General features: G+C 45.6%; 12 protein-coding genes. 11 read left to right on the forward strand and 1 reads right to left on the reverse strand.

The features are described from left to right. Nucleotides 1–549 precede the first annotated feature (549 nt). Together ECHVI_RS13255 and ECHVI_RS13260 are read left to right on the forward strand one after the other, a co-directional pair. Nucleotides 550–2670, forward strand: coding sequence for a beta-L-arabinofuranosidase domain-containing protein (locus tag ECHVI_RS13255; RefSeq protein ID WP_015266510.1), 2121 nt, complete (start codon nt 550–552; stop codon nt 2668–2670). Nucleotides 2671–2889: 219 nt separating this feature from the next. Further along, nucleotides 2890–5163 (forward strand): glycoside hydrolase family 2 protein, encoded by a 2274-nt coding sequence (locus ECHVI_RS13260; RefSeq protein WP_015266511.1) that lies wholly within the window; start codon nt 2890–2892, stop codon nt 5161–5163. Between the two features lie 91 nt (nt 5164–5254). Here ECHVI_RS13260 and ECHVI_RS13265 read toward each other — a convergent pair whose 3' ends face one another. Beyond that, entirely contained in the window at nt 5255–7342 is a 2088-nt protein-coding gene (locus ECHVI_RS13265; protein ID WP_015266512.1) for an amino acid carrier protein, read from the reverse strand. Between the two features lie 877 nt (nt 7343–8219). On the opposite strand from ECHVI_RS13265, the gene ECHVI_RS13270 reads away from it, so the two are divergent. From ECHVI_RS13270 to ECHVI_RS13310, 9 genes are all read left to right on the forward strand, one after another. Continuing rightward, nucleotides 8220–10934 carry a DUF5695 domain-containing protein gene (locus tag ECHVI_RS13270; RefSeq protein WP_015266514.1) on the forward strand — a complete coding sequence of 905 codons (2715 nt, stop codon included), beginning with the start codon at nt 8220–8222 and terminating at the stop codon, nt 10932–10934. A gap of 184 nt (nt 10935–11118) precedes the next feature. Next, on the forward strand, nt 11119–12144 hold the full coding sequence (locus ECHVI_RS23005) for a FecR family protein (protein WP_015266515.1): 1026 nt from the start codon (nt 11119–11121) through the stop codon (nt 12142–12144). A gap of 152 nt (nt 12145–12296) precedes the next feature. Then, nucleotides 12297–15725: a SusC/RagA family TonB-linked outer membrane protein gene (locus tag ECHVI_RS13280; protein WP_217189896.1), complete on the forward strand. Its 3429-nt coding sequence runs from the start codon at nt 12297–12299 to the stop codon at nt 15723–15725. 11 nt (nt 15726–15736) lie between these two features. After that, nucleotides 15737–17794: a RagB/SusD family nutrient uptake outer membrane protein gene (locus ECHVI_RS13285; RefSeq protein WP_015266517.1), complete on the forward strand. Its 2058-nt coding sequence runs from the start codon at nt 15737–15739 to the stop codon at nt 17792–17794. 16 nt (nt 17795–17810) lie between these two features. Beyond that, nucleotides 17811–18794: a DUF4973 domain-containing protein gene (locus ECHVI_RS13290; RefSeq protein WP_015266518.1), complete on the forward strand. Its 984-nt coding sequence runs from the start codon at nt 17811–17813 to the stop codon at nt 18792–18794. Between the two features lie 74 nt (nt 18795–18868). Continuing rightward, nucleotides 18869–20347: an IPT/TIG domain-containing protein gene (locus ECHVI_RS13295; protein WP_015266519.1), complete on the forward strand. Its 1479-nt coding sequence runs from the start codon at nt 18869–18871 to the stop codon at nt 20345–20347. A 161-nt stretch (nt 20348–20508) separates the two neighbouring features. Then, nucleotides 20509–22974: a glutaminase family protein gene (locus ECHVI_RS13300; protein WP_015266520.1), complete on the forward strand. Its 2466-nt coding sequence runs from the start codon at nt 20509–20511 to the stop codon at nt 22972–22974. Between the two features lie 137 nt (nt 22975–23111). Continuing rightward, nucleotides 23112–23792 (forward strand): basic secretory protein-like protein, encoded by a 681-nt coding sequence (locus tag ECHVI_RS13305; RefSeq protein WP_015266521.1) that lies wholly within the window; start codon nt 23112–23114, stop codon nt 23790–23792. A gap of 244 nt (nt 23793–24036) precedes the next feature. Continuing rightward, nucleotides 24037–25200 carry a glycosyltransferase family 4 protein gene (locus ECHVI_RS13310; RefSeq protein WP_015266522.1) on the forward strand — a complete coding sequence of 388 codons (1164 nt, stop codon included), beginning with the start codon at nt 24037–24039 and terminating at the stop codon, nt 25198–25200. The last annotated feature ends 256 nt before the right edge of the window (nt 25201–25456 follow it).

Genomic DNA, 25456 nt, shown 5'->3' on the forward strand with positions numbered 1-25456 from the left:
CAACCTACTACTCAGCTAGCGCCAAAGAGAACACCCTTTATTTCGATACCGATAGCGAACAGTATTTAAAATAACCGAAAGAAAGGATTTAAAGGGTGATGATGGAGAGGTTATAGGGAAAGAGGTCATATATGAGGTATATAGTGATTATGTCTACGATAGAAATGCAGGAAAATAAGTAGGTGTAGGAGAGAAGAGGACCTACACAGCAAGAAGAGTTAATAGTTTAGAGGAAGCATATCAATATTTAAATCAATAGGTTAATGGATTCTAAAAACTTTGTGACTGAATTGAGTAAAATACGACACTATCCCAAAAAGGGTGTAAACTAAAATTTCAATTAATGGGACAGGTTTAGGTTAGCCTGCCCCTTTTTTCAAATATAAGCAGAAAACTATTAAAGATTTTTTTTCCGTCACTGTGGGGTTAATCCATTTTAATATGGTTGCTAAATCAAATTAGCTTCTGATATTTTTTCGGGGTATAGCTTGATGTTGAGAATTTGATATGTAAATTGGGGCATTCAAGTAACAATCAACCCAATTCCCCATGAACAATCGAAAAGTGTTACTGATTTTTATTTGTGCCTTTCTGGTAGGAAATACCAAAAGTCAATTGTATGCACAAGGACATTCAGCCAGCAAGCCACTTTACCTTCAGAATAGGGCACCTCTTGCGCCATCACCTTACCTGGAGCTTCCTTTGGGGAGCATATCTCCGAAGGGGTGGATAGAAGAGCAGTTGGTACGCATGAAAAATGGTCTCACGGGGAATTTGGATACTATTTATCCTGCTGTCATGGGGGAGCGGAATGGCTGGCTAGGTGGCGATGGGGATGGATGGGAGAGGGGGCCCTACTGGATTGATGGACTTTTGCCGTTGGCTTATATCCTGAAAGATGAACAGCTGATCGCAAAAGTGCAGCCTTGGGTGGAGTGGACACTCCAAAATCAGGCAGATAGCGGCTATATTGGGCCAGTGCCTTTTGACGAACAGCCTGCCTATGAAGCGGGACTACAAAAGGGAATGAGAAAAGATTGGTGGCCAAAAATGGTCATGCTGAAGGTGCTCAAGCAATACTATGACGCTACTGGTGACCATAGGGTGATCGAGGTGCTCACCAATTATTTTAGGTTCCAATTAAAAGAGCTGCCCGATACTCCTTTGGACCAATGGACTTTTTGGGCCAACCGTCGGGGTGGGGATAACCTGCAAGTGGTCTATTGGTTGTATAATATTACAGGGGATGAGTTTTTATTGGAACTGGGAGAGCTTATCGCGGAACAGACCTTCCCTTGGACAAATGTGTTCCTAAACAAGGAAAATAATGTGGATCCCCAGTCACCTTGGTATTTTTATCAGATGAAGCGGTATCCCTTTGATCAAGCAGAAATAGACCACTTGACGGTGTCAAAGATCGGAGGGATCCATACCGTAAATCTCGCCCAAGGGCTGAAAATGCCTGCTGTGCGGTACCTTTATGATAAGGATAAACAGCATTTACAAGCCACCAAGGAAGCGTTGGCAGATATAAAAAAATATCACGGACAGCCGCAGGGCATGTACGGTGGGGATGAGCCATTGCATGGGAATGATCCCGTTCAGGGGGTGGAATTTTGCTCCATTTCCGAAGGCATGTTTTCATTGGAGACCATCTTGAAAATTACCGGAGATATGTCCTATGCTGATCAGCTGGAGAGGATCACCTATAACGCATTGCCCACCCAAGCATCCGATGATTTCATGACCAGGCAGTATTTTCAAGCGGCCAATCAAGTGAAGTTGACCGATAAGATTCAGACTTCCTTTGAAACCAATCATCACCAAGGGACAGATTTTGTGTTTGGCGTACTGGCTGGATATCCTTGCTGTACTTCCAATATGCACCAGTCTTGGCCAAAATTTGTGCAAAACCTTTGGTATGCCACTGCAGATGGAGGTGTGGCGGCGTTGATGTATGCACCCAGTGAAGTAGAACTGAAAGTAGCCGATGGGACGACCCTAAAGGTGAAGGAAGAAACCGGCTATCCTTTTCGCGAGACGATAAATTTCTCCATTTCACTCAGCGAGCCAACGACTTTTCCTTTTCACTTGAGAATTCCAAGTTGGGCAAGTGATGCTAAAATTCACATTAATGGTGAGCGCTGGGAAGGGGGCGTCAGCGATCAAGTGGCCATCATCGAACGGGAATGGAAGAGCAGTGACCACATTGCCTTACAGTTACCCATGGACATTACAACTTCCCGATGGTACCAATTTGCTACCGCTATTGAGCGAGGGCCACTGGTTTATTCCCTTAAGGTGCTGGACAAAAAGGTGGCTAAAAACCGAAACGATGGTTACGGGGAGTTTTTTGAGGTACATCCTGCATCGGATTGGAATTACGGCCTGTTGCAGCATGAATTGGATAACCTGCAAAAACATGTGGAAGTGGTAACCGTAGATTGGGATGGTGCTTATCCTTGGAACTTGGAAAATGCGCCTGTACAGCTGAAGATGTCAGGTGTCAAAGTGATGGATTGGAAGCTTCAAAATGATGTGCCCGTAATGCCCGGGTTTTGGAGCAAAACCATTCAAGACCGATCATTGGTAGAAGAGATCACCTTGGTGCCTTATGGATGCACCACCTTGAGAATCACAGAATTTCCGGTTTATAATACCCCACAATAATGGCCTCCCAAAGGTAGTTTGTGAAGGATAGCAGGCTTTTTAAAGGTGGTTTTAGCCCAAAAGAAGGATTTCTTTCACTATTTTGAAGGATAAGTAATAACCAGTCCGCCCCCTGACTTTTTACCTTTGAGATGGAGGATCAAGTGGATTTTACCCTGCTTGGTGCTCCACATGTGGCAATAAAGCCCAATACTATCTAACCTCAATAATATTAACAAAATGCTTAAAAAAACACTTTTAGGAGTTGTAGCGATGTTTTGGCTGGTGGTGAATGCCAATGCCCAGCAATGGACACCCAAACAAGCTCCGCTCATGACCAAATTTGCGAAAGATGTGGATCCTGAGCATGTACTGCCCGAATATCCTCGACCACAGATGGTTCGTGAAAAATGGAAAAACCTCAATGGCCTCTGGCAGTTTCAGCCGGGTACCTGGCAAAATGAACCTTACCCAAAAGGAAAGCTGGCCAGAAATATCTTGGTGCCTTTTGCGGTGGAATCGGCCTTGTCGGGTGTTCAGGAAGTCCATGAGCGTATTTGGTATAGACGTGAATTTAGCCTACCTGCAGACTGGAAAGGCCAGCGGATCCTTCTTCACTTTGGTGCTGTAGACTATGAGGCGACCGTGTATATCAATGATCGCCCCGTAGGAAAGCATGAAGGTGGATACGATCCGTTTACGTTTGATATTACGGATCATCTTACGAGTGGTAAAACCCAGACCGTTACTGTAAAAGTATGGGACCCTACCACCCGGGAAGGCTTCCCAAGGGGGAAACAGGCACTCAACCAAGAGGGCATCATGTACACTTCCGTTACGGGAATTTGGCAAACAGTTTGGCTAGAGCCCGTTCCGGAAAAGCGCATCGTGGACTTCGAGATGGTTCCAGATATCGATCAGGCTGAACTTAACTTGTCCGTGGAAGCTACCGGAGGAAGGTTTCTTACTTATACGGCAACCGTCAAGGATGGAGACAGGGTAGTGGCCACCGTGGAAAGTGATCCCATGAAGCCCACGGCTATAGCCATCGAAAACCAAAAACTATGGTCTCCCGATAATCCTTTCCTTTATGACATGACCATCACCTTAAAGGATGGCGATGAAGTGGTCGATGTGGTGGATACCTACTTCGGCATGCGTAAGATTTCAGTGGAGCAGGAAGGGGAATTCCAGCGCCTTTACCTGAACAATGCGTTTGTGTTTCAGATGGGACCGCTGGACCAAGGTTATTGGCCCGATGGACTGTACACCGCTCCTACGGATGAGGCCTTGCGGTACGACTTGGAAAAAACCAAGGAGCTGGGCTTTAACATGACTCGAAAGCACATCAAGGTAGAGCCACAGCGGTGGTACTACTGGGCCGATAAGCTTGGCCTTTTGGTTTGGCAAGATATGCCTTCTCCGAACAGTTACACTTTTGCCACTCCAGAGCCGGATAAAGAGGCTTTTACACGAGAATTGATGCGCATGGTGGAAACGCATAAAAATGCTCCGAGCATCGTGATGTGGGTGATCTTTAACGAGTCTCAAGCGCAACATGATACCGAGCGCTATGCAGCCTTGGTAAAAGGAATGGATCCTTCCAGGGTGGTCAATGAAGCCAGTGGAGGAACCAATCACGGTGCCGCCGACGTGGCCGATGCCCACAGTTATCCGCCACCAGCCTATGCCCAAAGCCCTTATCAGGCCACCGTGTGTGGAGAGTATGGAGGTATCGGTTACCAGTTGGACGACCATATCTGGAATCCCGATGATTTGATGCAATATGTAACGATCAACAGTGAGGAAGAATATGTGGCCATGTACGATGAATTTGCCGATATGCTGGTGGAGTTCAAGACCAACCAAGGCATGAGTGCCGCCGTCTATACGGAAATTACCGATGTGGAAATCGAATTGAACGGTATCATGACCTACGACCGGGTGATGAAGGTGGATCCCCAGAAAATTGCTCGGATCAATGAAAAGATCATTGCCGATAAAAGTTACGTTTATCCACTTGTCCCTACGGCCAAGGAGCAAAACATAGACTGGCAGTATACTTTTTCCAAGCCTTCTGACCAGTGGAAGGAGTCGGATTATGATGCTGAGGGATGGCATGAAGGCCGGGGAGGTTTTGGCTCTCAGGGAACTCCAGGAGCCATCAATGGCACCACTTGGGAAGGTGATGAGATATGGTTGCGTAGAACTTTCGAACTGGGGGATATCAATAAAATTGACAAGGATAACCTCCGGTTGAGGATTCACCATGATGATGCGTGTGTCGTGTATATCAACGGGGTGAAAGCAGCTGAATTGAACGGGTGGACCTCAAGCTATACCAATGCTGCCATTTCTGATGCAGCCAAAAAGGCCCTGCGGAGTGGCGCCAATACCATGGCCATCTATTGTCAGCAGGATCAAGGTGGACAATACATTGATGCAGGACTGTCCATTGCCACTGGCAACAAAGCACTTTCGGCCAAAACACTGGATAGTGTGGTCAAAGAATAAATAATATCCCATTAATAAAGCCGCCTTCCTTAAGCAATGTCACAAAAGGAAGGCGGCTCTAAATGATTATGCCAAACGGAATTTTTATCGCTTAAGGAAGCGCTTCTTCCTTATTGGCCTTATCTTTTTTGAAGAGTTCTCCATTTTTAAGTTTCTTAAGGTAGCTGTTCATGTCATTTCTGACTTCCCCACTCATGATGTAGAGCCCGATGATATTCGGGAAGGACATGGAAAGGATCATCATGTCAGAGAAGTCCAGTACAGCACCAAGGCTGATGGAAGCACCAATGACCACAAAGACCACGAAGACCAATTTATAGGCCAGTTCAGAACGCTTGCTTTTTCCAAACAAGTAGGTCCAAGATCTCAGTCCATAATAGGACCATGAAACCATGGAAGAAAAGGCAAAAAGCAATACGGCAATGGCCAGTAAGTAAGGGAACCAAGAAATCACACTGGCGAAGGCCTGTGAAGTAAGTTCTACACCGCCCATTCCCTGCGCTTCATGCTTGCCGGTAAAGATGATGACAAGTGCCGTCAAGGTACACACCACGATGGTATCCACAAATGGTTCCAATAACCCAACAAATCCTTCAGAAGGTGGATTGTTGGTCTTTACGGCACTGTGTGCAATGGCGGCTGAGCCTGTGCCGGCTTCATTGGAGAATACTCCCCGCTGGAATCCCACGACAAGGACACCGATAAAACCACCTTTCATGGCGGTGGCGTTGAAGGCCCCGTCCCAGATGGCGTTAAAGGCCTGACCAATGTTTCCGATGTTTACAAAAATCACGACCAGCGCTCCAAAAATGTATAGCCCAGCCATGAAGGGGACGATTTTTTCGGTCACCTTAGCGATGCTTTCGATACCGCCGATAATTACTACTCCTACCAAAATGGCCAGGATCACGCCTACCCAAAAGCCAAAACCTTCCAGTACAGGAAACTGCGTGGCGAGGATTTTATAGGATTGGTTGGCTTGGAACATATTGCCGCCCCCAAAGGAGAATGCCACACAGAAAATTGCAAAAACAGCTGCGAGCACTTTGCCCAGGTTTTTCATATTTCTTCTTTCCAAGCCATGCTTGAGGTAGTTCATGGGGCCTCCGAAAATTTTACCGTCTTTGGCGATGTGTCGGTATTTCAGTCCTAGGGTACATTCGGTAAACTTGGATGACATGCCGAGAAATCCTGCGATGATGATCCAAAAGGTCGCCCCTGGACCACCAAGTGAAATGGCAATGGCCACACCTGCGATATTTCCCAATCCCACTGTCGCGGAAGTGGCGGTGGCAAACGCTTGAAAGTGGGAAATCTTTCCCGGAGCATCAGGTTCGTCGTATTTTCCCGTGGCCAAGCCAATGGCATGACGGAATCCGCGGATATTGATAAAGCCCATCTTAAAGGTAAAGAAGGCAGCACCCACTACCAGCCAAATCACAATAAAAGGAATCGGGTGGGTTTGAGGATCACCGTTAGGGTGAGTTAAGATAACGGGCTCATCGTATTTGATTTTGCCAAACACATGGGCATTTGTCTCAATAAGGTCTTCGGTGTTCTGTGCATCGTAAATGACCGCACCTTCTTTGATGGAGTGTTTGATGGTGCCATTTTCTGGGGCCACCACTGCTATAGCTCCGTCGTTTTGTGACAAAACTGTGGCAATCGTATCGCCTTTATTGACATGTTGCTGGTTTCCGATTTTCCATTCCTGAAGGGTGAATTGGTCTTTTACCCCCGCTTTCCATCCCGGGATTTCGACATTTTTACTTTTGTTATACACCACGGGATCATAAATGCCTATCGCCGCAAAGGGATCCCAAAAGAGAAAGTCGGTCAAGCCTTCTACTAATGGAGTAAAAGCTCCGTTAAATGTTTCGGTTACCGATTGAGATTTTACCTTGGCTTTGGTGGATGCGGTTTTCCCCTCGCTGTCCGTCACGGTGAGGGTATAGTGAATGCCTTCTACCAGTCCTTCAGCCCTATTGGCATCCATTGGTGTGGAAGGGTTGCTCCACTGATAGGTATAAGGTGGCGTTCCCCCTTTTACTTCGGCTTCGATGTACCCGTCATTGATGAGTTTGGTTGGGTTTCCAGGCGTGGTGATGATTTCCAGGTCCTGGGCTTGGAGGTTGATTAAATTTAAGGTGAGAATGATGGTAAATAAATATTTACACATGAATAGAATAACGTTTAAGGTTTGAAATGACAGCAAGTCAATGGCTTACTGCTTAAACTAACATGTTTATGATCGTATTGTTTATGACGGGACAAAGTCCAATATCATAAATGTGCTGCTAGAAGCAGCGTACTTGGATTTCTCTCATGGAAGTAACCGGAGATTGACCGGTCGGTGAGATAAAGATGGAACAGTACCCCCTAGTTGAATAGCGGGTGAGGGCCTTAGAAAACAAATGAAGTAAGTGCCTCCGAAAGGAAACATTGATAGTAATTCATTTTACTGTATGTTCCTATTTTGTAGCTTGGTCGATGCCCTTGCCGAATACAAGTGCAACCGACCAGAACTATATTCATCTACTTTTCCTTGCAAAGATAAGGATTCTTCGGAGAAATGGCTCAAGTTTGGGTGCATTGTCTTTCGATAAGTACGGTTTTTAGTAAAATAATTCCTTGTTTCCCAAAATTTTATACTGATTAGAGGGTGTTTTGAAGGGACAACTGAAATAAATTCATTTGACGAAATTTTATACTCGATCACAAAATGTCCTTATCCTCGAAGCATGTTACAGGAAAAGTAGTTACGGCTAAATTAATGAAGGAGTGAAGTAGCCTTTAACGATCAAAGGGTAAAGCATAGTTTATTTGGTGGTGGTTTTACATTTGGCCCAGCAATAATAATTAATCGATAAGATACCCCCTGAGAGAGTACCCGAGGCCTACAAAAAGATGAGTGATTCAGCATAAATCGCAATCATGATGGCCACTTCGGAGGAAATAGTATTACCATGGGCTAATTGTGTGGTATAGATTTTTTGAGCAATTAAATAACTTTGAGTACGTAGAATTGACACCATTACATATTAAGCGATAGATTGATGATAAAGCATGTAACTTTTGGCTTGGTCCTCTTCGGGGGACTCATGGCAGCCTCGGCAGCCGTTGGGCAAGACATATGGGACCGTATTTCGGATACTCCTCAGACGTTAGGAATTCAAAATGGCTATTCGGTCTATGAAACAGGGGCGTTTGAGCTGAAATTGGTGAAGGATTCGCAGACCATGGCCAGCTTAATCCCCAGATCAGACCAAACGTTTGATTATGTTCCTTTTGAGCATTTGGATAAAAGAGGAGGAGATGGCCTTTATCAATTAGGAGACATCAATATAAGGCTCCGAGAATCAGGGAAGGACGAATGGCAGGATTTTTCCAGTGCTGGTCACCGCCAACCTGTGACGCCCATATCAGCTGGCCAAGGGGTGTTGGCGGCGGCAGATTTGGCCGCGACTTTTCCAGAGGATATGCCCCTAAAAGTCTTTCGATACTGGGAAGAGGTAGCTGGAGATTTGGTCCTTCGCTTTAAGCTCGTCAATTCCTCTTCCCAAACCGTGGAAATCGGCGGATTGGGGCTTCCGATGATCTTTGATAATATTTTGCATCACAAGAGCCTTGAAGAAGCTCACCATCAGAAGGTGTTTTACGATCCCTATATTGGCATGGATGCAGGTTACCTACAAGTAAACAGGTTGGATGGCAATGGGCCGGTGTTATTGGTCGTGCCCCATGGGAAAACCCCTTTTGAAGCTTATCGGCCGCTATTGGACGATCCGACGCCAAAGAGCGTCACCTTTGAGGGCTTTCATGAATGGCAGGTCTTTACGAAAGGGTATGCTGAAGAGGAGTGGGAGGGAGTGAGCCCGTGGAATGCTCCACAATCCAAAGAAATTCTTCCGGGAGAAGCGTTGGAAGTAGGGTTGAGGTTTGTTTTGACAGAAAGTGTGAAGAGCATTGAAGAAAAACTGGTCGCTGAAAACCGGCCAGTGGGCGTGGGTATTCCCGGCTTTGTGCTGCCTAAAGACGTCAAAGGAAAGTTGTTTTTGCGCTATCCGGAGAACATCACATCTATGGAAGTTTTTCCAGCCAATTCGGTTTCTATAGAAAAAGTAAAAGCCAAGGATGAGGATTGGACAGCCTATGAAATCACTGGAAACCAGTGGGGCCGCGTGCGTTTAACGGTCACCTATGAAGACGGTACCGTCCAGACCATCCAGTATAAGGTGGTAAAACCGGAAACAGCGATACTCGCCGATATGGGCAGCTTTTTGACCCAAGAGCAATGGTATGAGGATGATGATGACCTTTTTGGCCGGAGCCCTTCGGTGATTTCCTACGACTACGAAGAGCAGGAAAAGGTACTGCAGGATAGCAGGGCGTGGATAGCAGGGCTCAGTGATGAAGGCGGTGCCGGTTCATGGCTAGCGGCTATGATGAAACAATTGGTCGCGCCAAATCCCGAAGAGATTGCCAAGTTAGAGCGGTTCGTACATGAGACGATGTGGGGAGGTATTCAGTATGCCGAAGGAGATCGAAAATTTGGTGTAAAAAAGAGTGTGTTTTACTATGAGCCAGACAGCATGCCAGCAGGAACGTATCGTGATGATATCAATTATGATACTTGGGCGGCCTGGAGTAAAAAGGATGCAGGCACCACCGGAAGGTCCTATAACTATCCCCATGTCACCGCAGCATATTGGGTGATGTACCGCTTGGCAAGAGATTATAATGGGTTGGTCGAGGCAGAGCAATGGGACTGGTATCTGGACCAAGCTTACGAGACGGCCCTTGCGATGGTCGAGCAGGCCCCGCATTATGCCCAATATGGACAAATGGAGGGCAGTGTTTTTGTTTACCTTTTGAAGGATTTGCAAGGGGAAGGATGGTCCACAAAAGCGGCAAAGCTGGAAGCTGTGATGCGTAACAGAGCGGATATTTGGGAGTCATTGGCTTTTCCATTTGGAAGTGAAATGCCTTGGGATTCCACCGGTCAGGAAGAAGTGTATATGTGGTCAGACTATTTTGGCTTTGATAATAAAGCTCGCGTGACCCTTAACGCTATTTTGGCTTACATGCCGACAGTTCCTCACTGGGGATATAATGGCTCGGCCCGTAGGTATTGGGATTTCCTTTATGGAGGAAAGATCAGCAGAATCGAACGCCAGCTGCACCATTATGGTTCAGCGCTGAATGCCATCCCTGTCCTCAAGGCATACCGCGATCATCCGGATGATCTGTATCTCCTCCGCGTGGGCCATGCCGGCATGATGGGAGCCATGGCCAATATTACTGCTGATGGCTTTGGTCCGGCAGCTTTCCATTCCTTTCCAAGTACCCTTGACATAGATCCCCTTTCCGGGGATTATGGAAGCGGATTTTACGGCTATGTGGTCAATAACGGCGCCTATCTTTATGAAGACGACAGGTTTGGTTGGCTTGGATTTGGAGGCAATGTCGAAGAAGGAGCCAGTAAAGTAACGTTAAATTTGACCACTGGCGCCAAGAATGCAGTGTTTGTTGCTCCAGCTGAGGTATGGATTACCAGCCGGGCTGGAAAGATCAGCCGTGTAGAATACGATAAGAAGAGCAAGGCGATTACGGTCAAGCTTACTGGGGACCAATTTACACCTGCAGCAAAAGTGAAAATCGAATCGGCCGGTTATCAGCTGGAGAAGGGACAGTTAACGCCAAATGGCGAAATTTCTTTGCCTTTTGATGAGCAGTCGACACAGGCGTTTACATTAGTGCATAACGAGTAAAAATCGAATCGGATTTGAAGTTTTTGCGGTATTCGTTATCGCCCTTCAACGTTTCGAAAATACAAAGAAATTAATAGGGGTTTATTTAGTGCTTAAAAGAGGAGGGAAAAAATCTCTCCTTTTTTTATTTCCCCATGAGTATTTCATTTGAGTTAATGGTATATCTATTTGTAACGCCGAACAAATGGATAGAGAAAAACAACTGAAAGCATTCTATAAAGGGACATTGCCGCAAGAGGAAGTAGAGGAATTTCTGCAATGGTACCATTCCAAGGAAGGGGAAGCTTTTCTAGAGAGGAGCTTGGAAGAACACTGGCAGGAAGCTGTTTCCGCAAAGAGCAAAGCGGACACTTTTGATCAGGAAGCTACTTTTAGGAAAATTTTGGAGCAGCAAGGAAAGCGTCCTGCGGCCATGAAACCAGAAGTCAACAAGCGCATTGACCAAAGGGGCATGGGATTTAAAATTGCTGCAGGACTGGCCATATTTTTATCGTTAAGTCTTTTGGGCTATGAGTACTTCTGGGGAAAAAATGCTGGCTCGCTGCCCACCGAAGTGGTGGCTATGCATGTTAAATCTAACCCGGCAGGTCAAAAATCCAAATTGAAATTACCTGATGGCACGATTATATACCTCAATGCTGCCAGCACGCTAACCTATCCTGCCGATTTTGCTACGAATCGTCATGTGAAATTGCTTGGGGAGGCATTTTTTGAAGTTTTCCCTGATGAAGCACATCCTTTTTCTGTGGAGAGCAACGGGGTAAGGACCGTAGCCTTGGGAACAGCCTTTAATATCAAAGCTTTTCCCGATATGAAAGATACAGAAGTGGCCTTGGCCCATGGAAAAGTTCGCGTAGAGGCCCTGGACAACTCCGGGCAGCTGGAACTGAGGCCCGGCCAAGCAGTCATCGCCAATGAACAAAGTGGTGAGCTTCAGAAGAAAAATGTAAACATCCAGGAGGTACTTTTCTGGAAAGAGGGCATCCTGCATTTCGATGGTATGCCTTTCGAGGAGGTGGTGCGCACCTTGGAACGCTGGTATAATGTGTCGATTCAGGTAAATGGTGCCACGGGCAAAGGCTTCCAATGCTCGGGTACATTTGACAAGAACGAATACCTCGATAATGTCCTCAATATTTTGGGGCATTCGATCGGGTTTGATTATGAGATAAACAAGAAACAAGTCATCCTAACCTTTCACCCAAACTAACCTTGCCTATGGAAATATAACGTGGACAATAAAGTCCGGAAATGTACGGCCATACATTCCCGGACAACCATCAATCTCATCATGATTATGGCAGTATATGGACTGGAACTCCAACTGCCACGAAACTTATGTTCAATTGATATACCCAAAATATGAAACAAAATTTAACCCAGAAAATAATTATGGTCTCAAAATATGCAGGCTATTGTTTTATGATCCTGACCATGACCATGAGCTCCCTACTGGCAAAGCATTCTTCCGCCCAAGTAAAGGGCATCGATGAAGTCTTCATTCAGCTGCCCAGTGGCCAAAGAGCATTGGGACAGGCATTGGATGAGATCGAGAAAAATACTGCTTTTAATTTCTTTTATACGGACAGAAATCTCGACAAGGACCAGTTGGTGAACATTTCCAATAAAAAGGCCACCGTAGCAGCACATCTTGAAGAGATGGCATTAAGCCTCGGGCTGGAATTCAGACAGGTCAACAATAGCATCAGTGTTAAAAAAACGAAGGACAAGGGCGTGGTACTTGCCATTCCTGAGAAGGAAGTGTTTAAAGAAATAACAGGAGTCGTAACCGACGAAGAGGGGGAACCACTTCCCGGAGCATCGGTCCTGATAGAAGGACAGCCGAACAGGGGCACCGTCACAGATATTGACGGGACTTATTCCATTGATGTGGTGGAAGGAACGACCCTGATATTCAGTTATATAGGTTTTGAATCCTATAAAGTAGAAGTCGGGACACAGTCCAAAATAGATGTTGTGTTATTGGTAAACGCAGAATCCTTGGAGGAAGTGGTCGTGGTAGGCTTTGGTGAGCAGAAGAAGATATCACTCACAGGGGCGGTTTCTACCGTAAATGTGGACGATATGAAGTCCAATCCTACTTCAAGCCTGTCAAATGCCTTGGCTGGAAATGTGCCAGGGGTGATGGGCATGATGCAGTCTGGTCAACCAGGGAAAAATATTTCTGAATTTTGGATCCGTGGAATTTCCACTTTTGGTGGAGGAACCAATCCCTTGGTGTTGGTAGACAATATCGAGCGTGACTTAAATGAGCTTAACATTGAAGATATCCAATCCATCACTGTACTGAAGGATGCCGCAGAAACCGCCATGTATGGCTCTAGAGGAGCCAATGGGGTGATTCTGATTACCACCAAGAGAGGTAGTGCGGGCAAGATAGACGTGAATTTCAAGGATGAATTCATTTACAATACGCGGACCATTACGCCGGAGTTTGAAGATGGGGTGACTTATGCCAGCCTTTTAAATGAATCAAGGATTACGCGGAATGAAGGGCCGATATACCAGCCGGAGGAACTGGAGATTTTACGATTGGGCCTTGATCCGGATTTGTATCCCAATGTAGACTGGAAAAACCTGCTCCTAAGAGATGGGGCCATGACCTATCGGGCCAATTTGAACATGAGCGGCGGAGGTCCTACCTCCCGATATTATGCCTCTGGCAGTTATATCAATGAAGGAGGAATGTATGAAATCGACCAAAGTCTAAAGGACGATTATAACACCAATGCGAACTACAAGCGTTGGAATTATCGGCTAAATGCAGATTTTAACCTTACAGAAACCACCGAGGTGAAGATTGGTGTGGCGGGATCACTCAGTAAGCGAAATAGCCCTGGATTGGGGGATGTTGATTTTTGGGGAGCCTTATTTGGGTATTCGCCCATCAGGACCCCCGTACTGTATTCTAATGGCTACGTGCCTGCCGTGGGAACCGGTAACCAGACCAACCCTTGGGTGATGGCTACGCAGACCGGTTTTAACGAGAACTGGGTAAACAAGGTGCAGACCAATATTACAGTCGAGCAAGATTTGGGATTTGTTACTGAGGGGTTGCGTGTTCGCGGTATCGTGGGATATGATATCCTAAATACTAATAATATTCAGCGTAGAAAGTGGCCTGAACAATGGCAGGCCGCTAGAGCGCGTGACGTGAATGGGGACTTGGTGTTTACACACATTTCAAACCCCAGTGAAATGCAGCAATCGAGCACCTCCAGTGGTAACAGGCTCGAGTTTTATGATCTTATGATCAATTATAACCGGGACATTGGCGATCACCATGTGGGGGGTGCCACGCGCTTCACGCGGGATGCCTATGTACAGACGGTCAATTTGGGAGGTGATATCAAGAATGGTATTGCCAGAAAAAACCAAGCCATTGCCGGAAGGCTTACTTATAACTGGCTTTACCGTTATTTTGTGAATTTCAATTTTGGTTATACCGGTTCGGAAAATTTTGCCCCGGGAGAGCAGTATGGCTTTTTTCCAGCAGTTTCCTTTGCCTGGAATATTGCCGATGAGAATTTTGTCAAAAACAATATTGGTTGGTTAAACTTGTTCAAGGTCCGCTATTCCTATGGTAAAGCTGGAAATGACCAATTGATGGGAGGTGAACGTTTCCCTTACCTTTATACAATTTCGGAAATCACCAATGATGATGGAGAGCCTGTTGGAGGCTATCAGTGGGCCGATTATGGTTCTGATCGGTATTTCGGAGGAATGATGTACTCCCAAGTGGCCTCGCCTTATGTGACGTGGGAGGTCGCGACAAAGCAAAACTTGGGATTTGATATCGAAACCAATCACATTACGGCGAATATTGATTTTTTTGACGAAGAACGTACAGGAATCTACATGCCACGAGAGTACTTGCCTGCGATGGTGGGCTTGGAAAGTACCCCGCGCGCCAATGTGGGCATCGTAAAGTCCCGTGGATTGGATGGACGGTTTAAATACATCCAGCAAGTGGGCCAAGTAACCCTTACGGCCAGAAGTAATATCACCTACAGTAAAAACGAAATCGTCGAAAAAGATGAAGAAAACAATGTCTATCCTTATCAAAATGAAGAGGGTTTTCGCGTAGGGCAGTCCAGAGGTTTGGTGGCCTTGGGACTGTTTGAGGACTATGATGATATTCGGAACAGTCCTACCCAAACGTTTGGTGTCTACCAGCCTGGCGATATCAAATACAAAGATGTCAACGGTGATGGGGTCATCAATGATGGTGATCGGGTGGCGATTGGTGCGACCCGGCGTCCTAACTTGATTTACGGTATTGGGGCTTCGGCAAACTGGAAAGGCTTCAACATTGGTGTGCATTTTCAAGGAGCCGGTAAATCCACTTTTTCCACTTATGGCAAAACCGTCCACGCTTTCAGCGAAGGGGAATGGGGACAGGTGATGAAAGGAGTAATGGGCGATGATCGCTGGATTTCGGCAGATATTTCCGAAGACCCGTCCACCGAAAATCCCAATGCCTCTTATCCGCGCTTGAGCTACGGTCCCAATCCCAACAATTTCCGGGAATCCACTTTCTGGCTAAGAGATGGCCGTTATCTCCGACTGAAGACCGTGGATATTGGCTACAGCCTTCCCAAAAAAATCTCCAGACTGGTGCGGGCAGACAATATTCGGCTATATGTGGTCGGAACCAATTTGTTTACTTGGTCGAAGTTCAAACTATGGGATCCGGAATTGGCCACTCCACGTGGCGAGGACTATCCGCCAGCCAAATCCATTACACTGGGAATAAGTGTTAACCTGTAAACTGAAAAGTGATGAATAAGAAATTAATATATACGGTACTATTATTTGTATGTGGCACAGGCTTACTTTCTTCCTGTAACGACGATTACCTCGATTCCAGTCAGTACTTCAAGGATCGCCTGACAGAGGAAAAAGTATTTCAAAGTAAAGTCTATTCCGAAGAATGGCTGGCCAATGTTTTTGAGGAACTAAGAGGCATCAATGCAGATGTGGCCAGTAAGGGTGTCACTCCCCATAATTTCGCCGATGGGATGTATTATGGTGACCGGGACAGTGATTATGACCCGTCTAAAAATGAACTTTCCTATAATATGTTCAAGATGGGCGAATATACTGAAAACGCTAAGCAGGGAACTTGGACCCGGTGTTACAGGGGTATTCGCAATGCTTCTACCTTCATTCATAATATTTATATGAATACTGAGATGACGGAAGAGGAAATTGAAGATTATAGGGGACAGGCTCGATTCGCCAGGGCATACCTCTATTGGTTGTTATTGCGGAAATACGGTCCGATTCCACTACTGCCCGATGAAGGATTGGATTATACCAAAAGCTATGATGAACTGGCGGTTCCACGGTTCAGCTATGAAGCCTGTGCGGAATTTATCGGTGATGAGATGCTGCTTGCTGCCCAAGAAATGGCGGCCCATGGCATGACCCGTGGACAGGAGAGTTCGGCCAGGGCCACGCCTGGAGCCGCTTTGGCAGCGCGTGCAAAAGCCTTACTATATGCTGCCAGCCCACTGGCAAACGGTAATACGTCAAATTATGCGGCTAGGCTGGTAGATGATGAAGGAAACCGACTCCTTTCTGCCGATTATCAAGAAGAAAAGTGGGCAAAGGCTGCTGCCGCTGCCAGAGATGTGATCGAGCTGGGACTGTATGAACTTTACACCGTTCCTTTGGTGGAAACAGGGGATAATGCCACTGTCATTCCTCCAGATGACGGTAATTTTTCCAATAAGAATTGGCCGGCTGGTTGGGCAGATATCGATCCTGAAAAATCATATGCCCAGGTGTTTGATGGGACCTTACCGCCCTCAGGCAATCCGGAATTGATCTTTACCCGGGGCAATAACCAGGATGGGGAAAGTATCCGTGCGATGGTGGCCCATCAGCTGCCCCGATCTGCTACCGGGTGGAATACCCATGGCCTGACCCAAAAAGTAGTGGACGCTTATTATATGAATGATGGTACCGATGCCCCTGGGAAGGACAAGGAAATTGGCCGCGGCGACGGTTCGGATCGAGTGAGCGGCTATGTAAGCCAAGAGGATTATGAGGAGGGAAGGTATCGTCCACTCATGCCGGGCGTATCGCTGCAGTATGCCCATCGTGAACCGCGTTTTTATGCTTCAGTGGCTTATAATGGTAGTTTCTGGTCGTTGTTAAATGAATCACAAGAGCGTAATCGTAACCAACAAGTTTTCTATTACAGGGACAATCCACGTGGAAATGGTTTCAATTCCTCCAATGCGTATTGGCTCAGGACAGGTTTTGGCGTCAAAAAATATGTCCACCCCAATGACACCTATGAGGGTGGCGATATCGATAATATCGTGTACAAGCCTGAACCGGCTATCCGCTATGCTGATATCTTGTTGATGTATGCAGAGGCATTGAACGAGCTGGATGGATCATACACCATCTCCGCTTGGGATGGAGGAAGTTACAATATTTCACGGGACATCACCGAAATGCAAAGGGGCATCCATCCCGTGCGGATTCGTGCCGGGGTACCGGATTACCCAGCCAGCGTTTATGGTGATAAGGAAGCCTTGCGAAAAAGATTGAAGCGGGAGCGTTTCATTGAGCTTTTAGCGGAAGGGCAGCGCTACTATGACCTTCGCCGATGGATGGATGCTCCTGTGGAAGAGTCCCTGCCTATATATGGTTGTAATGTGCTGATGAATGAAGCCGAGCGTGACCTATTCCATCAGCCAGTGGCGGTTTGGGCGCTGGAAACCACCTTTGCAGATAAGATGTGGTTTTGGCCGATCAGCCATACCGAACTGAAAAGAAACAACCGTCTCACCCAAAACCCTGGATGGACCTATAATGATTAACCTAAATAGCACTATCATGAATAAATCCAATATATCCTTTTGCCTGATTTCACTGCTTATGCTCTTCGGTGCCTGCAATGATGAATGGACAGAAGAGCAGTTTGATAATTTCGTTTCTTTCAAAGCACCTGTGTCCAGTGAAGGTGTTAGTGACATCTACATTCGATACCGCGAAGATGAGAAAACCACCTTCCAACAACCGCTGATCGTCAGCGGGTCCCGGACCAATGTAGTAGACAGGACAGTGCATGTAGAAGTAGATTCAGATACCTTGGAGGTGCTGAATTACGAACATTTTCAAAACAGGGAAGATTTTTACTACCGGGAATTGGACAGTAAATATTATGAAATCCCCAGTACGGTGGACATCAAGGCAGGCGAAAATACCGCTCTCATGACCATCGACTTTTCCCTAAAGGATATCGATATGGTGGATAAGTGGGTGCTGCCCTTGACGATCAAGGATGATCCTTCTTATAATTATGTAGCCAACCCAAGAAAGCACTACCGTAAAGCGCTTCTGCGGATCCATCCTTTTAACGACTATTCCGGTACCTATAGTGGAACTGCCCTGAAGACCACCATGGAAGGCTATGAAGATGAGACTCCGATCGTCAAGGAGGAAATTCGAGCGTATGTTGTGGATGAAAATACGGTGTTTTTCTATGCGGGGAATATTGATGAGGACCGTCAAGATCGAAGGAATTATAAGATTTATGCCGACTTTGATCAGAATGGTGCTGTCACCTTTTATGCGGACAATCCGGATATGAAATTCCAAGTAAACAAGGACGCTAGCTATACCATTAATGAGCAAATGGATGATATACGCCCCTATCTCCTGCACAGGTATTTGACCATAAACAATATCGATTATCAATTTTCAGATTATACCATGGTGCCCAATGTGGATATCAATTACAAGGTTTCGGGTTCGCTGATTCTTGAGCGACAACTGAATACTCAGATTCCTGATGAGGATCAAGCAATCGAATGGTAGGGCCAGAACATTTCGCTACAGACCATATTGGGAAGGAATACAGTAGGTATTGTGAAATTAAAATCTAAAAAACTATGCGTTTACATATAAAAAATAACAAGGAGCGGCTAATGGCCCTCTGTCTACTAATGGTGCTGATTGGTGGGATTTTTGGAGGTTGTCAGATGGACAATCAGGAAGAAGAGTCTTTCGCTCCATTTGATCCTAACAAGCCGGTCGTGGTGTCTGGCTTTACGCCGAGTTCGGGAGGAGCAGGGCAGCGGTTGGTGATTTATGGAGAAAATTTCGGCACTGATCCAGAAATGGTGTCGGTTTTTATTGGAGGAAAAGAGGCCACGGTAATCAATGTGAAGGGAGAGTCACTTTACTGTTTGGTGCCGAAGCAGGCATTTGCCGGGGATGTGGAGGTGCGCGTGGGCGAAGCAGGCAGGGAAGTGATTTCAGATGCTGACGTGTATTTTGACTATCAGCGTAAGATGGTGGTGTCGACCCTGATCGGGTATAAAAATGACCGAGGTGATGAGCCTTGGAAAGATGGTAAATTCAAGGCCGATGATGAAAGTGAAATGGCCAGTGGTTTTTGGGAACCTTCCTTTATGAAATTTGATCCGCTTAATCCTAAGCACCTATGGGTGACTTTTGATTTTAATAATGGATTATACCTGATCGATTTGGAGGACAGTACCGTCACCAAGAAGCGCTCGGATTTTGATAGGCCCAGGAGTATAGATTTCACCAATGACGGTCAATATATGATTATTGCTGAAGACCGCGGTGGTGAAAATGATAGGGCCACCTATCGTTTGTCAAGGGATAAGGACTGGCAAGACCGGGAAATTCTCACCCGGTATCGGCAATGCAACGGGGCATCGGTGCATCCTGTAAATGGTGAGTTATATTTTAACAGTTATGAAAAAGGCCAGTTTTTCCGCTTTGACCTAAACAAATACTTCTCCGAAGGATTAGGTGATAAGGATTATGAAACCTTGTTTGTAGTCCATGATCCTGAATGGGAATACAAAGTATTTATTCATCCTTCCGGCAATTACGCGTACATTCTAGTGATCAATCAGCATTATATTCTACGTGTCGATTATAATTGGGAAAAGGAACAGTTTAACCAGCCTTATTTAGTGTGCGGTCAGCTTAGAAGTCCAGGATATCAGGATGGTGTGGGATCTGAAGTTCGGATGCGCAATCCCTACCAAGGGGTTTTCGTGAAAAACGAGGATTATGCTGCGGAAGGTAAGCCAGATGAATACGATTTCTATTTCACGGATCAATATAATCATGCTATTCGGAAGCTGAGTCCAGAAGGAAGCGTGACGACCTTTGCAGGAAGAGGAAGTTCAAGTATCAACCCAGACCCATATGGCTATGTGGATGGGGACCTAAGGGAAGAGGCGCGTTTTGACAGACCTTCCGGTATCGCGTATAGTGATGGGGCATTCTACATTGGCGACCAAATGAATCACCGAATCCGTAAAATTGCCCTTGAAGAGCTGGATACTGAGGATACCGAGGAGCCTGAGGAGGAAGATGGAGACGAATAGCGCCAATTGATTTTAAAAAAAGCACGTTAAAAAAGACCGTGAAATGTCATGACCGATTACTATCGGGACATGTCATGCCATGTTGAAGTGACGGTTTTTATACAGGAAACCGTTTATTGATAGTTACCAATAAGGAGAAAGCATTCCTACAAAAAAACACAATGAAGCGTATTAAGAAAATAATTGCAATCATTACTTTGGGTTTTGGATTATTCACAGGTCAAGATGCCCTGGCGCAGCAAGCGCTCAGGGCTCCTGCCTACCCGCTGATTACCCATAACCCGAATTTCAGCATCTGGTCCATGGGTGACCAGCTCAATAACACTACTCCAAAGCACTGGACTACTGCCGATCACGGTATGCTAGGGCTTATTAAAGTGGACGGAACGACCTATCGATTTTTGGGAAAGGAGAGTAAGCAGTATGCCCATGTTTTGCCCACCAGTGATGAGGCAAGTTACCAATTGTATTATACTGAAAATCGCCCGGAAAATGGGTGGTTTTTACCAGGGTTTAACGATGATGACTGGAAAAAGGGCAAGGCTCCCTTCACCGATCAACGGGAAGAAGCGGGGACTTTATGGAACACAGATGAGCTATGGCTAAGAAGGGAGTTTGATTTGGCAGATTTGGCCGATCTAAACAAGCTCAATTTAAAAATCCGGCATGATGATAATATCGAAGTGTATCTCAATGGAGAGCAGGTGTATACATTGGAAGGATGGGTACACCGATTTACGTATGTGGAAATTCCCACGTCCGTTCAGCAGGGACTTCAGGAGGAAGGGAATGTGTTGGCGATACATATCAAAAATACAGCCGGCGGCCGTTGGTTGGATGTGGGATTGGCAGAGGAAGTAGTCTTACCTGTGCTCAGTACCATTCAAGTAGAAGAACAGAAAGAAGTGAACCTGTCTGCCACCCAGACGAAATACGTCTTTGCTTGTGGAGGAGTGAACTTGGATGTAACGTTTACGTCTCCTTTGATATTGGATGATTTGGATTTGCTGGCACGCCCGGTTTCTTATATCACCACCTCAGCAACATCCGCCGATGGAAGGCCTCATCAAGTGGAAATTTACCTTGGCGTGTCCAGTGATTTGGCTGTTCACCAGCCCTTTCAAGAAGTAGCAGCGGACCAATATGCTTTTGATGGACTTGAGATGATGAAAGTGGGCACTACTGAGCAGGCTGTCTTGGGAAGGAAAGGAGACGATGTCCGCATTGATTGGGGGCATGCATACGTGGCAGTCAGAGCAGGGGAAAAGACCAAGCAATGGATCAGTACTTCGCAAAAAGCGCTGGCTACTCTGACAGAAGAGCAGGGTCGGGAGAAAGCGCTCGTGGGGAAGCGTTTGGTGCTGAACAATTTGGTGGATCTTGGGGAGGTAGGAAAACAAAGGCAAGAGCAGGTGTTTTTGGTAGGCTATGATGAGGAAACAGCTATACAGTTTTTTGGAGAGGATCTTTTACCATGGTGGAAAACGACTTCAGGTGGTAAATTCGAACAACAACTGGTGAACGCTTATGAGGATTATGCTAACGTGATGCATCGATGTGAGGACTTTGATCAAAAACTTCATCAGGAGGTTTTGGCTGCTGGAGGGAGGAAATATGCTGATATGTGCATTTTGGCATATCGCCAGGCCATTGCAGCCCATACCCTAGTGGAGGGGCCAGAAGGTGAATTGCTATTTTTGTCCAAGGAAAACAATAGCAATGGTTCAATCAATACCGTCGACGTGACCTATCCATCTGCACCACTGTTTTTATACTATAATCCTGACTTAATGAAAGGGATGCTCAATGGTATTTTCTACTATTCAGAGAGTGGACGCTGGAAAAAACCATTTCCAGCGCACGACCTGGGTACTTATCCCATCGCCAATGGCCAGACGTATGGAGAGGACATGCCGGTGGAAGAGGCTGGGAACATGCTACTGCTTACCGCGGCCATTGTCCATCAGGAAAATGATCCTGCCTATGCCAGGGAACACTGGGAAATTCTGACGGTTTGGGCAGAATACCTCCGAAAAAGTGGTTTTGATCCGGCCAATCAGCTTTCTACGGATGATTTTGCAGGGCACTTGGCCAGAAATGCCAATCTCTCCGTCAAAGCTATTTTGGCTTTGGCCGCTTATGGGAAGATGGCCGGTATGTTGGGGATGAAATCCGTAGAAGGGGATTATCGTGCCGAAGCAAGGGGAATGGCCAAACAATGGATGAACTTGGCTGGAGATAGAGATCATTATACATTGGCATTTGAACGCCCCGGTACATGGAGCCAAAAATACAACTTGGTTTGGGACGAGATACTGGACCTGAAAGTTTTTCCTGAAGAGGTGGCGGATAGTGAAATTGCTTATTACCTGACCAAGCAAGAAAAGTATGGGCTGCCACTGGACAGTAGAAAGACGTATACCAAATCAGATTGGGTGTTTTGGACCGCTTCATTGGCAGACAGCCAAGCGGAATTTGAAGCCCTGATCGGGCCAATGTGGAAATATGCCAATGAAACAGCTAATAGGGTTCCTGTCAGTGATTGGCACGAAACCAAGGATGCTCATGTGATGAACTTCCGTGCCCGGTCTGTGGTCGGCGGATATTTTATCAAACTGCTGTTTTGATTATGGTTTTGAGAACCTGTATTCGAAACCTGAATTTTATGGGGGTTGCCATCTTGGTAGTACATTAGCAAGGGTCAAAGAACCCATTGACTGCCCAAGATGGCAAATCCCAAACCTTTAAAACCTTCACATTACCAATGATTAAGCATTTCACGTTAACATGTATGTTGGTGCTAGCTTCCTTGATCACTGTACAGGCTAGAACCGAAAAAGAAACCATTACGAAGGGAAAATATACCCTGACCTTTATCAATCAAGACCCAGATCTGGATAAAGCGGTAAAAGATGGATTGATCAAAACATTTTTTAAAGTATATCCAAAGATGTCCAAGGCATTTAACAAAAATGCTACTAAAAAGGTGACCGTCACCATAGATACGGCCTATAATGGTGTGGCATATGCCCACGATGGTAAGATTACGATTGCTTCCCAGTGGTTGGAGAAAAAGCCCGGTGATCTGGATGTGATTACCCATGAAGGAATGCACTTAGTGCAGGCCTATCCAGGTGGAGCAGGCCCAGGTTGGTTGACAGAAGGAATAGCCGATTATGTGCGCTATGATTTTGGAGTGGACAACGAAGGGGCTGGATGGGCACTTCCGGCATTTGATCCGGAACATTCTTACGAGAACAGTTACCGGATTACTGCACGCTTTTTACTGTGGATTACCCAGCATTATGATAAGCGGTTTGTAAAAAAGATGGATCAACACCTACGCAATAAAACGTATTCCGATGGCCTTTGGAAAGCATATACGGGGTTGGCTTTGGATGAGCTTTGGGAAACATATGCCAAAAATCCTAAGGTGAAGATTTAGTTTCAGGAACAGGATTGGCCATTATATCCTTATTAAAGGAGGGACTGATTTAAGAGCCCTCCTCTTTTCATTGGGGGCAGGTTAAAAGCAAGAGCAATCAGCAATTCCAAAAGAAAATAGCCGGATGAATATTTTTTTATAAATATTTTAATAACTTTTGTAGCATAATCATTTTTTACTACGTCTAGTCGTTATACTAATTAAGAGACAAAATACTGGACCAACGAACTAAACTACTTGCTGTATGAGAATTGGGTTTGATGCGAAGAGGGCTTTTAAGAATTTTACTGGATTGGGAAACTATAGCCGGTTTATCCTGAAATCCCTCAGTGATAATTTTCCTGCCAACAATTACTATCTTTTTACCCCTGTTCGTGGTCGTAAGAGCACTGAAGTGTCTATTGCCTGCGAAAACGATAATCAGAAAATCGTACTTCCAACTGACATGTGGAAACTTCCTGTGATGTCCAGCGCTTGGCGGAGTCTTTATCAGGGGGTTAAGCATTTTGACAGTGAGCTGGAGATTTTCCATGGCCTAAGTAATGAAATCCCATATATTAAAAATAAATCCACCAAATATGTGGTGACCGTCCACGATTTGTTGTTTTGTCGATATCCAGAACTTTTTAATCCCATTGATGTACAGATTTATAAAATAAAAATGCAGCGGTCATGTAAAGAAGCAGATCAGGTGATCGCGATCAGTCAACAGACCAAACAGGATCTTATTGAATTTTTAGGCATAGTGGAACATAAAATCAGGGTGGTTTACCAAGGGTATCACGAAAACTACAAGAAAGAAGTATCACTCGAGGAAACCCAACGTGTGAAGGCAAAATATCAATTACCCGATCGGTTTTTGTTTTTCGTGAGTACGATTGAAAAGCGAAAAAATGTGCAGTTGATTTTGAAAGCCATGAAGGCTCGCAGAGATTGGAGTATCCCTTTGGTGGTCGTAGGCAGAGCGACATCCTACCTCAATGAATTAAAAGCAATGGTCCAGGAATATGGACTGCAGGGAAGGGTGCATTTTCTTCATGATGTGGCCTTCAATGATCTCCCCGCGATGTATAAAATGGCGCACGTCTTTATTTATCCATCATATTTTGAAGGTTTTGGCATTCCGATCATTGAGGCCCAGAGTATGGGTACTCCAGTGATTACTTCTACCGGGTCCTGTTTTAAGGAGGCTGGTGGCAATGCTGCATTGTATGGTGATCCGGATGATCCAGCGGCATTGATAGCTCATATTGAACAGATGGATCAGGAAGCTACAAGGGCTGATTTGGTCTCAAAGGGCTTCCAAAATATCAAGCGGTTTGATGAATCTATCATTTCCAACGACCTGATGAATATATATGAAGAAGTGTTGGAGTCTTTTTCTGCCAAGCCTGTTTTGGCAACTTGAGGGCATTTGACAGATGGTGGATCAAGGCTTATTTCTGTGTGGTCATGAAATTGGGTTTACCCTTTATTCATCTCCACCGCGCTAAAACAATATTAAAATAGATCTTAATAGGAAAGTCCCAGTTGTGGGATCAAGCGGAAAAGTTGGGGACTGATAGTTTGCTTAATGGCAAAGTCATGGATAAATAAAAATACCACAACCACTCAAAGGCACCAAGTGGATGCTGTACCTGGCTGAAAGGAATTTATAATGGCTT

The sequence above is a fragment of the Echinicola vietnamensis DSM 17526 genome (genome assembly GCF_000325705.1).
GTDB lineage: Bacteria > Bacteroidota > Bacteroidia > Cytophagales > Cyclobacteriaceae > Echinicola > Echinicola vietnamensis.

Excerpts from the sequence above, each read along its gene's own strand:
- ECHVI_RS13255 (WP_015266510.1), top strand. The coding sequence starts at position 550 with ATGAACAATCGAAAAGTGTTACTGATTTTTATTTGTGCCTTTCTGGTA.
- ECHVI_RS13260 (WP_015266511.1), top strand. The coding sequence starts at position 2,890 with ATGCTTAAAAAAACACTTTTAGGAGTTGTAGCGATGTTTTGGCTGGTG.
- ECHVI_RS13265 (WP_015266512.1), bottom strand. The coding sequence starts at position 7,342 with ATGTGTAAATATTTATTTACCATCATTCTCACCTTAAATTTAATCAAC.
- ECHVI_RS13270 (WP_015266514.1), top strand. The coding sequence starts at position 8,220 with ATGATAAAGCATGTAACTTTTGGCTTGGTCCTCTTCGGGGGACTCATG.
- ECHVI_RS23005 (WP_015266515.1), top strand. The coding sequence starts at position 11,119 with ATGGATAGAGAAAAACAACTGAAAGCATTCTATAAAGGGACATTGCCG.
- ECHVI_RS13280 (WP_217189896.1), top strand. The coding sequence starts at position 12,297 with ATGAAACAAAATTTAACCCAGAAAATAATTATGGTCTCAAAATATGCA.
- ECHVI_RS13285 (WP_015266517.1), top strand. The coding sequence starts at position 15,737 with ATGAATAAGAAATTAATATATACGGTACTATTATTTGTATGTGGCACA.
- ECHVI_RS13290 (WP_015266518.1), top strand. The coding sequence starts at position 17,811 with ATGAATAAATCCAATATATCCTTTTGCCTGATTTCACTGCTTATGCTC.
- ECHVI_RS13295 (WP_015266519.1), top strand. The coding sequence starts at position 18,869 with ATGCGTTTACATATAAAAAATAACAAGGAGCGGCTAATGGCCCTCTGT.
- ECHVI_RS13300 (WP_015266520.1), top strand. The coding sequence starts at position 20,509 with ATGAAGCGTATTAAGAAAATAATTGCAATCATTACTTTGGGTTTTGGA.
- ECHVI_RS13305 (WP_015266521.1), top strand. The coding sequence starts at position 23,112 with ATGATTAAGCATTTCACGTTAACATGTATGTTGGTGCTAGCTTCCTTG.
- ECHVI_RS13310 (WP_015266522.1), top strand. The coding sequence starts at position 24,037 with ATGAGAATTGGGTTTGATGCGAAGAGGGCTTTTAAGAATTTTACTGGA.